11 protein-coding genes are annotated in these 14,704 nt (G+C 38.8%); 9 read left to right on the plus strand and 2 right to left on the minus strand.

Annotation, left to right across the window (positions count from 1 at the left end):
* Nucleotides 1-117: 117 nt before the first annotated feature.
* The gene (locus IGK54_RS01410) at nucleotides 118-921 is read left to right on the plus strand and encodes an ankyrin repeat domain-containing protein (RefSeq protein WP_002373191.1); all 804 of its coding nucleotides are present in this window, start codon (nucleotides 118-120) and stop codon (nucleotides 919-921) included.
* Nucleotides 922-972: 51 nt separating this feature from the next.
* Nucleotides 973-2,184: an amidohydrolase family protein gene (locus IGK54_RS01415; protein WP_113803160.1), complete on the plus strand. Its 1,212-nt coding sequence runs from the start codon at nucleotides 973-975 to the stop codon at nucleotides 2,182-2,184.
* Nucleotides 2,185-2,224: 40 nt separating this feature from the next.
* Here the strand turns inward: IGK54_RS01415 and IGK54_RS01420 are convergent, their stop codons facing one another.
* Both IGK54_RS01420 and IGK54_RS01425 read right to left on the minus strand, forming a co-directional pair.
* Complete coding sequence (locus tag IGK54_RS01420) at nucleotides 2,225-3,037, minus strand: alpha/beta hydrolase (protein WP_002407437.1); 813 nt, start codon at nucleotides 3,035-3,037, stop codon at nucleotides 2,225-2,227.
* On the minus strand, nucleotides 3,012-4,604 hold the full coding sequence (locus IGK54_RS01425; protein ID WP_142957252.1) for a PucR family transcriptional regulator: 1,593 nt from the start codon (nucleotides 4,602-4,604) through the stop codon (nucleotides 3,012-3,014). The genes IGK54_RS01420 and IGK54_RS01425 overlap by 26 nt, the downstream gene beginning before the upstream one ends.
* Before the next feature lie 122 nt (nucleotides 4,605-4,726).
* Between IGK54_RS01425 and fdrA the strand changes: the two genes are divergently transcribed.
* The 7 genes from fdrA (at nucleotide 4,727) to IGK54_RS01460 (ending at nucleotide 14,699) form a co-directional block, all read left to right on the plus strand.
* Nucleotides 4,727-7,738 (plus strand): DUF1116 domain-containing protein, encoded by a 3,012-nt coding sequence (fdrA, locus tag IGK54_RS01430; protein WP_002355249.1) that lies wholly within the window; start codon nucleotides 4,727-4,729, stop codon nucleotides 7,736-7,738.
* Entirely contained in the window at nucleotides 7,731-8,564 is an 834-nt protein-coding gene (locus IGK54_RS01435) for a DUF2877 domain-containing protein (protein WP_016615443.1), read from the plus strand. The genes fdrA and IGK54_RS01435 overlap by 8 nt, the downstream gene beginning before the upstream one ends.
* Before the next feature lie 9 nt (nucleotides 8,565-8,573).
* Nucleotides 8,574-9,827, plus strand: coding sequence for an MFS transporter (locus IGK54_RS01440; RefSeq protein WP_002355251.1), 1,254 nt, complete (start codon nucleotides 8,574-8,576; stop codon nucleotides 9,825-9,827).
* Nucleotides 9,828-9,961: 134 nt separating this feature from the next.
* Nucleotides 9,962-10,900 (plus strand): carbamate kinase, encoded by a 939-nt coding sequence (gene arcC / locus IGK54_RS01445; protein ID WP_002355252.1) that lies wholly within the window; start codon nucleotides 9,962-9,964, stop codon nucleotides 10,898-10,900.
* A gap of 6 nt (nucleotides 10,901-10,906) precedes the next feature.
* Nucleotides 10,907-12,127, plus strand: a complete 1,221-nt coding sequence (locus IGK54_RS01450; protein ID WP_002355253.1) for a dicarboxylate/amino acid:cation symporter — start codon at nucleotides 10,907-10,909, stop codon at nucleotides 12,125-12,127.
* 89 nt (nucleotides 12,128-12,216) lie between these two features.
* On the plus strand, nucleotides 12,217-13,278 hold the full coding sequence (allD, locus tag IGK54_RS01455) for an ureidoglycolate dehydrogenase (protein ID WP_002413499.1): 1,062 nt from the start codon (nucleotides 12,217-12,219) through the stop codon (nucleotides 13,276-13,278).
* Nucleotides 13,278-14,699, plus strand: coding sequence for a hypothetical protein (locus tag IGK54_RS01460; RefSeq protein ID WP_002385370.1), 1,422 nt, complete (start codon nucleotides 13,278-13,280; stop codon nucleotides 14,697-14,699). Before allD ends, IGK54_RS01460 begins: the two co-directional genes overlap by 1 nt.
* Nucleotides 14,700-14,704 lie beyond the last annotated feature (5 nt).

Here is a 14,704-nt window from a genome sequence, read left to right on the forward strand (position 1 = left end):
TTTTTAAAATAGAAAAACAGAGAAAGCGTTTTAATCGACAAATAAAAAAAGATTCGTTAGATTAGAACCACTGGAGAAAAATCTCATATTTCTCTCGAGGAAAGGAAGTTGAGCACAATGAACAAAAAAATTTTAATGGGGCTATTAAGTGTCGTGACCATTCCATTACTTGCTGCGTGTCAAGGAGGAGAAACACCCTCCGCAGCGTCAAAAAATAGTCAAACGGTGACTACTCAAAGTAGTGCAAAAACTGAAAGCACCAGTACAACCCGTTCGGTAGCTCAAACAACATCAAAAGAGGAAGTGAAAGAACCGATGAAGACCTATGAAGTGGGTGCGCTTTTAGAAGCAGCCAATCAACGAGATACGAAGAAGGTCAAGGAAATTTTACAAGATACTACTTATCAAGTGGATGAAGTCGACACAGAAGGCAACACACCGCTCAATATCGCTGTTCACAATAATGACATTGAGATTGCAAAAGCGTTGATTGATCGGGGTGCCGATATTAATCTGCAAAATAGCATTAGTGATAGTCCCTATCTTTATGCGGGAGCGCAAGGACGTACGGAGATTTTAGCGTATATGTTAAAAAATGCGACCCCAGATTTAAATAAGCATAACCGTTACGGTGGCAATGCGTTAATTCCGGCAGCTGAAAAAGGACATATTGACAATGTGAAGCTCTTGTTAGAAGATGGACGAGAAGACATAGATTTCCAAAATGACTTTGGCTATACAGCATTGATTGAGGCAGTGGGGTTACGTGAAGGGAACCAACTTTACCAAGATATTGTAAAATTGTTAATGGAAAATGGTGCGGATCAATCCATTAAAGACAATTCTGGTCGAACAGCAATGGACTATGCCAATCAAAAAGGTTATACGGAAATTAGTAAAATTTTAGCACAGTACAACTAAGTATTGTGTCCTTTCGGGAAGGAATAAATACAGGTAGGAGTGAAGGAAAGCATGAATTATTGGTTAAAAAATGTTCGAATTGAAACGGGGTATCAAAAAGAAGGTGACTGGTTATCTGGGACAGTAACCAAAGAAGTGGCAATTGAAGTAACAGATGGAGTATTTACAAAAATCATTCCCAATGAAGAATTGGTAGAAGAACCTGGGTTGACAATTATTGATGGGCACCATCAATTGATTTTACCAGGTTTGATTGAAAAACATTGTCACTTTGATAAAAGTAAACTAGGTGTTCCGTGGTATCCGGTGACGCCAGCGAAGTCAATTGTGGAACGTGTCGAAGCAGAAATCCCTTATTTAGATAGTTTAGAACTTTCTTTAACAGAACGCGCCAACCATTTAATTGACTTAGAATTACCACATGGCGCGACAGCCTTCAGAACACATGTCGACGTGGAACCGATGACAGACTTACGTTATTTTGATGAAGTCCAAGCGTTGGCCCAAACGAAACCATTTGCGGTAGAAATTGTCGTCTTTCCACAGCACGGCTTACTACGTTCAGATTCCGTTGAATTAGTTGATCAAGCATTGGCAAAAGGTGCCGATTTTATTGGTGGCGTGGATCCTTATTCACTAGATGGTGATTACAAAAAATCATTGGCTGAAACATTCCGCTTAGCAGATAAACATGGTGTCGGTGTGGATATTCATTTACATGACCGTCACGAAGCTGGGACAACAACGATTAAAGAAATTATCCGTTTAACGAAAGAATATGGCCTACAAGACAAAGTATTTATCAGCCATGCCTTCGGGTTAAATGATTTCATTGGTGAAGAACGTGCCGAAGTTTATGATGCTTTAGCAGCAGAAAAAATTCATATTAATTCCAGCGTGCCAATCACACCTAATACGATTCCGCCAATTATGGAATTGTTACGTCATGGAGTCAATGTCCATCTTGGTTGTGACAATATCTACGATTGCTGGTCTCCCTATGGTGATGGTTCATTACAAGAAAAATTGGCTCGTTTAGGTGAACTTTTTAATGTGAAAGATCAAGATGCTTTAACACAATTATTAGGCTTAGTGACAGATGGTGTCACAACTTTAGACGAACAAGGGCAAGCAAATTGGCCGCAAGTTGGTGCTGAAGCAACTTACTTACTCACTGAAGCAGAATGTGCGGCGGCTTTTGTCGCTCGTCAGACACCGGTGGAAATCAGTGTGGTAAAAGGAACCACACTTTATCAAAAATAACAAAAAGAAGCGAGATTTCTCGCTTCTTTTTTTGTTATGCTTATCGTTCCTTCAACCAGCTATCCAATTGCTCAAATAAAGTGATGACCGAAGGATCTTTGGTTTGTTTTAAAAAATCATGTTCTAAATAGTAAACCGCTTTAAAGGTACTCTCAGGAATGGTCCGTCCGATTTTTTTGCTATAGCGGAACGGCACTTCTTCGTCTGAACTGCTAGCTGTACTGAAACAAGGGGGAAAAGTTTTTAATGTTTCGTCTGACAGTGCGTAAGCAGACCAGTCCCCATTTTCTGGTAATCCGTAAAAGTGCGGCAATAGCGCTTGCTGAATACTGTAATGATACAGCAGATAGCGAGAAAGAAAAGGATCATCCCAAACAGGCTTTGTTTGGTCGATAGCAGCTATTTCTTTAGCGGAAATGGCTTGCTTTAATAATTTCCGTGGCTCTTTAATAAATTCTAAATCTGTATAGCCGTAAAAATTGACTAAAAATTGTGGCCTCAAATTTAGTGTTTGTAATTGTTTGGTTAACTGTAACATTAAATAACCGCCAGCGGAACGCCCGCACAAACCAAATGGCTGGTTTTGAATAATCTCTTCGTTTAACAATTGGAAGGTTTCCGTTAGCGTCCTTAAGATGTGATCGATTTTTGTATTTGGAGCCAACAAATAGTCCAGTGCTAAAACGGTATAGCCATTGCTTGTAAACAGCTCCTTCAGTTCTTCTGTTAAATCACTTTTGGTTCCATAAATCATCCCGCCACCGTGTAAATAGACGACATAGTTCGTTGATTCAGTCGTAGTGGGGTAGATAGTAACTGTTGCGCCATTAGCGAGTGTTTGATTGTTTTTCAAGTGCACGTCTCCTCATCTTTATAATGTATGTGGCAATTTCATAGTTCAACAATTGCAAGGGATTGGCTAAGTCAATATCAAGAAGTTGTTCCACTTTGTTTAAACGATAACGAATCGTTTTTGAATGAAGGAACATCGCTTCAGAGGTCTGTTTATAGTTGCGATTATTTTGGAAAAAACTGTACAAAGTTTCAAATAAATCGTAGTTGTTTTCGGCTAATTGATAAAGTGCGCGAGGAATTAATTCGTCTAAATTTTCCAATTGGTCTTCGCGGATAAAATTTTTAAATACCCCGATATCGGCTAAGGTGACAATTGGTCCGTTATAAAAAGTTTCATTAAAGCGCAGAATGTCCAGACATTCAATCAGTAGCTCTTTAATCCCTTCTCGTGATTTTAAACTGCTGACGGCAACGGTAAGCGTGTCGTTTTCTTCTAAAAGTTCAGCTAATAAACGGCTTAATTGCAGCTTTGTAATTTTTCCATCACTTTCATTGAAGTTAAAAAGGACCGCCGAATAATTTAGCTGATCGAAGAAGATGGATTTCACACGCAGGGTACGAAGTAAGGCAATAATTCGTTCTTTCATGAGTTGTGTATTGGTGTCTTTGGTAGAAAAAGCAATCGCTTGGTAAGAATCTAGCTCTTGCATTTGCACTTCACGAAGCAAACTGTTTAGCTCGTCAGGATTTTGCGGTGTATTTTGTAAAATAGCATCCGCTAAGTTGTTCAAACGAGTATACCGTTCTTTTTTTAACAAATTTTCGGTATTGAATTTTTCTTGTAAGACATCAATCGCATTTTCGATAATCACTAAATCCGTTTCTTTAACCTTTTCATCTTGTAAATAAACCAGAAGTAAACAATTAGTGGAATAACTATTGAAAATAGAAACTTCTAGTGCCAACTGTTTTTTGGGGTTGGCATGAGAATAAAGTGTTAAAAGAGAGTAATCATTTTTAGTGAACTCACTGTTTTTTAGTTTTTCTCTTGAGAGCACAATCGCATCATGGGGTAAGTCGCCATCGCTAATTTCCAGATGTTTATCCAACATTTTTAAAGCGAAGGGTAATTTAATGATGTCATAAAATTCTTGCATAATCGTCTCAACCGTTGGGTAGTGGCGCTCTAATTTGGTGAAACGTTGGCGCACATCGTAATACGTACGTAAGACATGCGACTGATAATTCAACAAAGGCTCGTAAATCGTAAACAGAATTTTTTCATAGCTAATGTCTTGTGTGATTTTAATTAAAGGAATTTCATAATTGAAACATAATTCGATAAACCACTCTGGAATCATTTTAATGAATCGATCTGTTTTCAAAATTAAGCCGCTGATGCCAATTCGGCGCATCTTTACGAAAAAATTTTCCAACTCTTTTTCGGGTATATCATGCAATGCGTAGAAAGAAGTCAAAATTAACTGATTCTTTCTACTCCAGTTCTCGATATCAATCGCTTCTAAGACCATTGCCGAGTCAACTTCATTGTCTAAACCAATCTCTTTCGTCAAAATTTTACCTTTTTTTAAGTCACCTATCGATAATAACTCTCTTAATTTCATCATTTTCTCCTTTTTTCCTCTTATGGATAAAAATTATACCATTTTTTTAGAATTATGTCCGATGAAAACACTTTCTCGTTTCGATACAATAGCATTGTAAGGAATAGATAGGAGGATGAACAATGTTACACACAGTAATTTTGAAAAACAATTACCAAGACTCCATCAACTTAATGTTATTGACCAATAAAATCAATGCATTAGATGGTGTAACCATGAGTCAAATCATGATGGGAACAGATGCCAACAAAGACATCCTTAACAACACAAACTTGTTAACGGATGAGGCCAATAGTGCATCTGCAAACGACATGATGATTGTGGTTGACAGTGAAAAAGAAAACATCATGGAAGAAGTTATGCCAGCGATTGATGAATTCTTAGATGATTTATCAGCAAAGGGAACTAGTGAAGAAGCACAAGCAGCGACTTCTTGGTCAGAAGCGTTTGATCTTTTACCAGAGGCGAATGTAGCGCTATTCAGTATTCCTGGTGAATATGGTGCGCCAGAAATGGAACGTGCCTTAAAAAATGATTTACACGTGTTCTCTTTCACGGATAATGTGTCAATTGAAGATGAAGTACGTTTGAAAAAATTAGCGCATGAAAAAGGCTTACTAATGATGGGCCCTGACTGTGGAACTGGTATTATCTCAAGTATTCCAATCGCCTTTACAAATGTTGTTTCTCCAGGAAACATTGGCGTTGTTGGTGCTTCAGGGACAGGGATTCAAGAAGTTACAACGATTATTGACCGCTTAGGTGGCGGAGTTGTTCACGCCATTGGTACTGGTGGTCGTGACCTAAGCGATAAAGTAGGCGCTATCACAGTGAAAGATGCTATTGTGGCCTTAGAAAATCACGAACCAACCGATGTGATTACAGTTATTTCTAAACCACCTGCAAAAGAAGTTCGTGATGAAGTGGTTGAATTATTACAAAGCATTTCAAAACCAGTCGTTGCGATTTTCTTAGGAGAAAAACCAACAAGTCACGAAGGCAAAGTTTATCTAGCTCATACATTAGAAGAAACAGCTAAAATTGCTGTTGATTTAGCAAATGATGTGGCCGTGAAGAAAAATTACTTTGAAGCATTAGCAAAACCAGCTGTACCAACATTGCCAGAAGATAAAGTTGTAAAAGGCTTATATTCAGGTGGTACATTAGCTTCTGAAGCAGGTATGTTAATTTCTGAAGCTTTAGACCTTGGCGGTTTAGTGAAAGCAGAGGGTTATGTCTTGAAATCTCATGGTTATGAAGTCATTGACTTAGGCGATGATATGTATACACAAGGTCGTCCACACCCAATGATTGACCCAGATGTTCGTATCGAAAAAATTCGTGAATATGCACAAGATGAAAAAACTGGGATTATCTTATTCGATGTGGTGTTAGGCTACGGTGCTCATGAAGACATGGTTGGTGCATTATTACCAGCAATTGAAGAAGCGCGTGCCACAGCCAAAGAAGCCGGACGTGATCTTTACTTTGTTGCAACTGTTTGTGGGACGACGAAAGATCCTCAAAATTACCAATCGTCGGTTGATCGTTTGAAAGAAGGCGGCGTTTTAGTTGCAGAAAGCAATGCTAAAGCTGTTCAATTAGCCTTATTACTAAAAGGAATCGAAATTTCAGAAGACGATAAAGAAGTGGTTGCTTACAACGGACCAACTGTCGATGTACCAAAACCAGGCGAAAAAGTAATGGAACTATTAACAACCAAACCAAGAATCATTAACGTTGGGTTGCAAAGCTTTACAGAATCAATCGTTGATTACGGTGGCGAAACTGTTCAATTTAACTGGCGTCCGCGTGCCAACGGCAATAAAAAAATGATTAAAATTTTGGATGCCTTGGAAGATTACAGTGAACAAATCGAAGCTGAAAATCACAAAGTAACAGACAAAATTAAAAATGCACAACCATTCTTAGTAGATGTGGTACCTGCGAAATCAGTGATTCCAGAATTAAATGATGATGCACAAAAAACATTACTTCATGCTGGACCACCAATCCAATGGTCTGAAATGACTGGACCAATGAAAGGTGCTTGTATCGGTGCTGCATTATTCGAACGTTGGGCAGACAATGAAGAAGATGCTTTGAAGATTTTTGAAGCTGGCGAAGTACGTTTCATTCCTTGTCACCATGTAAAAGCAGTAGGACCAATGGGCGGTATTACTTCTGGTAATATGCCAGTCTTTGTTGTAGAAAATCGCTTAGAAGGTAACGAAGCATACTGTATCTTGAATGAAGGTATCGGTAAAGTATTGCGTTTTGGTGCTTATTCACAAGAAGTAGTTGATCGTTTAGATTGGATTAAAGATGTTTTAGGACCAACTATTGCGAAAGCTTTGAAACTTTCTGAAGAAGGCTTGAACTTAAACGTATTGATTGCGCGCTCTATTACAATGGGTGACGAGTTCCACCAAAGAAATATTGCCGCATCTTTGAACTTCTTAAAAGAATTGTCTCCATTAATTATCAAAACAGATATTCCAGAAGATCAAAAATACGAAGTAATCAAATTCTTAGCTGACACAGATCAATTCTTCTTAAATGTCATGATGGCAACTGGAAAAGCAATTGTTGATGGTGCCCGTAAAGATACCAACGGAACGATTGTCACAACGATGACTCGTAACGGCGTGAACTTTGGGGTCCGGATTGCAGAAACAGGCGATCAATGGCATACCGCACCAGTAAATACACCAAAAGGTCTTTACTTCACTGGTTTCAGCGAAGAAGACGGAAATCCTGATGTCGGGGATAGTGCAATTACTGAAACAGTAGGCGTTGGAGCAATGGCTATGGTAGCTGCACCTGGCGTAACACGGTTTGTTGGTGCAGGTGGCTTTGAAGATGCGTTAGCAACCTCAAATGAAATGGCAAAAATCTGTGAAGGACACAACCCAACATTCTCAATTCCAACTTGGGATTTCCAAGGAACTTGTTTAGGAATTGATATCCGTAAAGTGGTGGAATTAGGAATTACACCAATCATCAATACAGGGATTGCACACAAAAATGCCGGTGTTGGTCAAATTGGTGCAGGGACAGTTAGAGCACCTCTAGGCTGTTTTGAAAAAGCCCTAGAAGCGTATGCTGAGAAACTAGGCATTACGGTTGAATAACCAACTAGTCATTAGTGACTACATTTTTCCTATCCACCAATATGGCAAGATGGGAACCATTCACAGTGTTTTTGAACGTTCATTTAATCTGAAAGTCCAGGATCAATTAATCAATGTTGCAAACTTCCATAATTATTTATCAAGCTTTGGTATGTTTTTGCCAGATCAATTGTTTCAAGAAATCTTTCCGTATGTACAACAAGGTAATAAAGTCAAAATCACAGAAAATCAGTTGACCTTTTACAGTACAGTCGGCGTGAAAACGATCCAACTCACACCTGCCGAGGTCGTTTCTTTAAACATTACTCATTTCAAGTTAGAAAAAGACCAATTACGCTTGTTGCGAGACCGCTTATTAGCGAGAAACTTAGAACGTAGAATTGGCCTGCCTTTAGACGAACGAGCAAAGCATATTTTCAAAAAAATGAGCCAAAAACAAAAAGTTTGGACACTATCGGAATGGCAAGAAGTAATGAATTATCTGATTGGTCGGGGCAAAGGGTTAACCCCGAGTGGTGATGACATTTTAGTGGCGTATCAAACAATTCTGTTCATACTTGCTGATGAAAGAGCTGCGGCGTTAGCCGCTACTCTTTCGGCAGCAAATTTATCCACAACAGATGTTAGTAAAGGCTATATTGCGAGCTCGGCTAAAGGATATGTAAATTCATTGTTGTATCAGTTACTCTTGGATTTGGAGAACCATCGGGATAATAGAGTTGACGAAAATATTGACAGAATTATACAAATCGGACATTCCTCTGGTAAAGATATGTCATTTGGAATGTTACTAGCTTTACAATCTGTAGAGTTAGATGAGAAGTGAGGAGAAGACATGGAGAATAGTAAAAAAAATCAAGCAGTGCAAGTGAGCAATAGTTACTGGATTAAAGTCGTAGCCATTTTCTTCGTAGGCTGGATTTTAATGTACGCAACACGAACTATTTTTAATCCAGTGATGGGGGTCATTGGAGAACAATTTGGTCTAAGTAACACACAACTTGGTTTAGCCAATAGTATCTTCTTTCTAACCTATGCTGTTGCACAGATTCCTTTTGGGATGATTGGCGATAAAATTGGGCGGAAATTAGTCATTGCTGTTGGGTTTATCGTTCTTGCTATTTCTACTTATTTTAGTGGATTAGCGACAACCTTTGTTATGTTTTTAGTCATTCGTGCAATTGCTGGTATTGGTCAAGGTGCTTACTATGGCCCGCAATATGCGCTATCGACAGAAGCGATTCCAGCAAGTAAACGGACCATCGGTAATGCCATCATCAATAGTGGGATGGCCTTCGGTACATCAGGTGGGTACCTACTTTCAAGTAAGTTGGTTTTAGAAAATGGTGAACATTGGAGCAAACCATTCTTTATCATGGCGATTCCAACGTTTATCGTAGGAATTCTTTTCTATACAATTTTGAAAGAAAAAGTGATTCGTCCTGGTGAAGAAGCTGCACGAGCAGCTGCTGAAGAAGGACCGCAAGAAAAGATCTCATTAAAAGAAATTTTCTCAAATCGTAATTTATTAGCCGCATTTATTTTATGTTTCACAAGTATTTATGCAAACTTTGTTATTATTACTTGGTTGCCACAATTTTTAATTGCTGAACGTGGCTTTACAGGAGCGAGCGTCGGTTTCATTTCATCACTTGTACCATGGGCCTCTATTCCAGGCGCCTTAATCTTCGCTCGTTTGAATGATAAAACAGGTGCGACGAAAAAATTAGTCTTTACATTAGTACCTTTAGCAATCCTATCTGTCTTTGCGATTGCTTTTGTAACAAATCGGACATTGTTAATTTCTGTTTTAATTCTTTATGGGTTAACAGGGAAATTAGCGTTAGATCCAATTATGGTGACTTTTGTTACCAAACATGCACCAAAAGCGGCCTTAGGAACAACGTTAAGTGCCTATAATTTTATCGGGATGTCAGGGTCAATCCTAGCACCGTATGTCACAGGATATTTAGCAGATACAGCAGGCTCAATGCAAGTTGGCTTCTATCTTTCTTGTGTACTATTAGTTATTGGTTTACTAGCTTTTGCTTTCTTAGCTAAAGATGAGAGTAAACCGAAATTAGGTTAATTATCCCTTCGATAATGACTGAAACAATCAAAATGAGCAAGACAAAATCTTTCATTTCGTAAACAAATTATTTCTTATCCGTCGATACTGAAAAGATTTTGTCTTTGCTTTACTAAAAAGGAGCGAATCAATCAATGAGTTTAAACGTAATTGCCCTAGGTGGGAATGCTATTTTAGATACGGATCCAACAGATGAAGGCCAAAAAGCCGTCGTTAATCACGCGGCCAAATATATTGCAGAATTTGTTGCTAAAGGGGAACAAGTCATTGTCTGTCACGGAAACGGACCACAAGTAGGGAATTTGCTTTTACAACAAAAAGCAGGCGAAAGTGAAAAAAATCCAGCGTTGAAATTGGATACTTGTGTTGCGATGACACAAGGAAGCATCGGTTACTGGTTACAAAATGCTTTAACTAATGAGTTTGAAAAACGTAACATTGCTAAACCAGTTATCTCTGTAGTTACGCAAGTACGTGTGGACAAAGAAGATCCTTCGTTTAAAAAACCATCCAAACCAATTGGTCCATTCTATACAAAAGAAGAAGCTGACGCGGAAGCAGCCAAAGATGGCTCTACGTATGTGGAAGATGCTGGCCGTGGCTACCGAAAAGTTGTTCCATCACCAATGCCTAAAGAAATTGTTGAAAAAGAAGCGGTACGTGCTTTAGTAGAGGCGGATGTTTTAACTATCTGTTCTGGTGGCGGGGGCATTCCGGTCGTAGCAGAAGACGGACAATACGTAGGTGTGGAAGCGGTTAACGACAAAGATTTCTCTGCACGTGTTTTAGCTGAAAACGTTGATGCAGACCGTTTGATTATTTTGACAGGCGTTGATAACATCTACATTAATTACAATCAACCAGATCAAAAAGCATTAGAACAAATCAGTGTAGCCGAAGCAGAAGAATACATTAAAGAAGGTCACTTTGCTGCTGGTAGTATGCTACCAAAAATCGAAGCTGCCTTAGACTTCGTAAAAGGTGATGACAAACGGAAAGCAATCATTACTTCTATCGAAAACTTAGAAAACATCGATAAAGAAGCAGGAACTGTGATCAGTCAAAAGGGGTAGTTTACCATGAAAAAACCGTCCATGATCACCCAAATTGCAATTGCTGTTGTCGTAGGAATCCTCGTAGGACTCTTGATTCCTGCTAGCGGCAATTACTTGAAAATAGTTGGAGATGTCTTTTTGCGACTGATGCAAATGGCTATTCCTATCTTGATCTTAGGGCAAATTGTCCAAGCAGTTGGCAGTATTAATCCAAAAGAATTAACGAGCCTTGGGGGTAGAACAATCGCTGTTTTCGGGATTTCCTCCTTAGCTGCCGCTTTATGGGGCGTCCTAATGGCAGTCATTTTTAATCCAGGATATGGTGTTAAAATGACTGGCTTCCAAGATGCTTCTATTAAAGCGCAAGAAATCTCAATTACTGATACGATTTTAAATTTCGTTCCGAAAAATATTTTTGATTCACTGACTCAAGGATCGATTATTCAAATTATTGTCTTTGCATTATTTTTTGGTTTAGCACTGAATAAATACTTACAAAGCCATCCAGAGACACAACTCTTCCAAATAATTGTGGACTTTAATGAAGTTATCATTACAGTCATTCGATACGTCATGTATCTAGCACCTCTGGGGATTTTTGCTTTAATTGCTTCAACAATTAGTCACTTAGGCCTTCAAATTATTTTACCGTTAGTGAAGTATCTATTGGTCTATGGATTAGGCACTATTTTATTTTTGGGCATCTGGATTTTGGTTATCACATTGTACTGTAAAGTAAGTCCACTACGTTTAATTACAAACATGAAAAATATGTCTGTGATGGCCTTGGCGACAACTTCTTCAGCAATTACTTTACCAGTAGCTTTGGAAGAAACAGAAACAAAATTAGGTTTAAGTAAGCGAATTACTAACTTAGTGTTGCCGTTAGGTATGTCATTAAACAGTAACGGTTCAGCGATGCATATGGCTTTTACTGTAATGACTATCGCTCAGATGTATCAGCTAGATTTTGATATTACGAAAATGATTTACTTAGCAATTACAGCAACGTTTGTCTCACTAGCAAACGCAGTCGTTCCTGGTGCGGGCTTAGTCTCACTGGCAGTGATTGTTCCGCAAATGGGTTTACCCATTGAGAGTATTGCAATTTTTGCAGGCGTCGAATGGTTTGTTGGCATGTTACGAACAATTTTAAATGTCAATTCAGATGTTTACTCTGCTATTCTAGTTGCAAAATCAGTGGATGAAATTGACTATACTGTCTTTAACAGTAGCAATAAGTAGTGAAAAAAGGGGAGTAAATGCAAGGACGAAGAAGAAAATCACTTGTTTTCTTTCCCTTTTTTAAGATTAATGATAAAGGAGCAAGCGCAATGGAAGAAATGGTTGTCGTTACACCGGAAAAATTAGAAAAGCTGATGAAACAAAAATTAGAAGCTGCTGGTTTACATTCTGAACATGCCGAAGAAGTTGCTCGACATTTAACTTTTGCAGATGCTAGCGGTATTCATTCACACGGGGCGGTTCGTATGGATTATTATGCGGAACGGATTGCAAAAGGCGGGATCACGATTGACCCCGAATTATCATTTGAAAAAACTGGACCGTCCACTGCCATTTTTCATGGCGATAATGGCGTGGGTCAATTTGTTTGTAACGAAGCATTAGCTGCTGCAGTTGACCTAGCCAAAGAATCAGGGTTAGCATATGTTGGCGTTTCTCAAACGAGTCATAGCGGGACGTTATCGTATTATGTTAAAAAAGCAGCGGAACAAGGCATGGTTGCTCTTTCGATGTGTCAATCTGATCCAATGGTGGTACCGTTTGGTGGTACAAGCAATTATTTTGGGACAAATCCAATCGCTTTTGCAGCACCTAGAGCAGGTCATGAACCAGTCGTGTTTGATATGGCTACGACAGTACAGGCTTGGGGGAAAATTTTAGATGCACGTTCAAGAGATGTTGAAATTCCCGACACGTGGGCAGTAGACGAAAAAGGCCAGCCAACGACTGATCCTTATGAAGTACGAGGTTTATTGCCGATTTCAGGACCAAAAGGATATGGACTAATGATGATGGTCGATGTCTTAGCTGGTTCGTTGTTAGGCTTACCTTTTGGCAAACATGTCAGCTCCATGTATGCGGATTTAACGGAGAAACGGAATCTGGGTCAGATGTTTTTAGTCATTGATCCAAGCCGCTTTACAGATTCTGAACGATTTAAAGAAAATATTAATCAAATGGTGGAAGAACTTCATAGTGTGCCTACAGCAGAAGGGTTTCAACAAGTTTACTATCCAGGAGAAATTGGTCAGCTAAACTATCAAAAAGCCATGTCAGAAGGCATTGAAATTCCACAAAGTATTTATGATTATTTAGTTAGTGAGATTGTACATTACGATAAATATGGCGGGCAAGGTGCCTTTGCCAAATAATGAGGAGCGCAGAGAGTATTCGCTACTGCGTTGCTCTCGCCTTCTTTCTATTGGAGGAAAGTAAAATGAAAAAATCGTCAAAAGTAGCACTTATTTTTGCATTCTTAGTTAGTATTTTTGTGCCAGTTGCGGCCTTTGCTGATGAGATTGGGGATGTAGTTGCCCCGACAGGAATCATGGCATTAGTTGTGATTATTCCATTGATTGTTGTTTTGGTTCTATTGTTTATGAAAGTCGATATGATTATTGCTGGTTTAATTGGTGGCGTCTTAGCGATGTTGATTGGCGGCATTGGGCTAGAAGAAGCGAATAAACAGATGTTGGAAGCTATCCCGATGATGTTAGGAATTACCGTTCCCATCATTAATTCAGCTGTTGCGATGGCGGTCTTTAAAGCAGGTAGTTATTCAGCTGCATTAACTTTAGCCAAACGAGGCACAAAAGGAAAAGTCGAGTATGTTTCAGCTTTTATTGTTATCTTATTAGCCGCAGCCACATATATGTCAGGAATTGGTGGCGGAAGTGCGATGGTTATTGCGCCATTGGCCTTTGCTGCAGTTGGCGTTGTTCCTGAATTAATTGCAGCAATGTCTTTAGCTGCTGCGGTATCATTTACAACATCACCCGCTTCATTAGAATCAAGTATTGTTTCAAAATTAGGTGATATCAGTGTCGGTTCATATGTTTCAACCATGCGACCTTACTGGTTATTCTTCGTAGCATTAGCGATTGTTTTAGCCTTTTGGGGAACGAAACATAGAAATGTTGGCTTTAAAGAGTCGGCAGATGATGAATTTGATAAAAAGAGCAATGGTGAATTATTTAAAATTACCTTGCCAGCCATTTTCTTATTGTTTGCTGTAATTTTTGGACCAATTGTGAATGATTTAATTGGTTTTGCCTTCTTTACGCCACTTGTATACATGATTTTAACATTAGTTTTAATTTTCTTATGTACAGATTTCTCAATGAACAAATCTGTCGAAGCGATGGTAGATGGGTCTACATATATTTTGACTCGTTTATTCCAAGTAGGGATTTTCTTAGCCTTTATTAATGTTATTGCACAAACAGGAACGTTTGCTGTAATCGCAGGTGTTGCTGAAAATGCACCAGCCTTTATTGTCGTGCCAGTTGCCATTTTAACAGGGATTTTAATTGGGATTCCAGCTGGGGCCTACGTAGGTTCTGTTTTAACTTTAGTGCTACCAGTTGCTGTATCGTTGAACTTCCCGCCGTTAGCATTAGGTTTTGTAGCAATGGGTGTTGGTTTAGGTAGTCAAATGAGTTTCGTTAATATTACTATGCAAGCTTTATCTTCAGGCTTCCAAATTCCAATTTTGGATGTTGTTAAAGGAAACGTGAAATGGTTAAGTATTGCCTCTGTACTATTATTAGTTATCGGTTTAATCTTTGGATAAAAAAC

The sequence above is a fragment of the Enterococcus sp. DIV2384 genome (genome assembly GCF_050534975.1).
Classification (GTDB): domain Bacteria; phylum Bacillota; class Bacilli; order Lactobacillales; family Enterococcaceae; genus Enterococcus; species Enterococcus faecalis.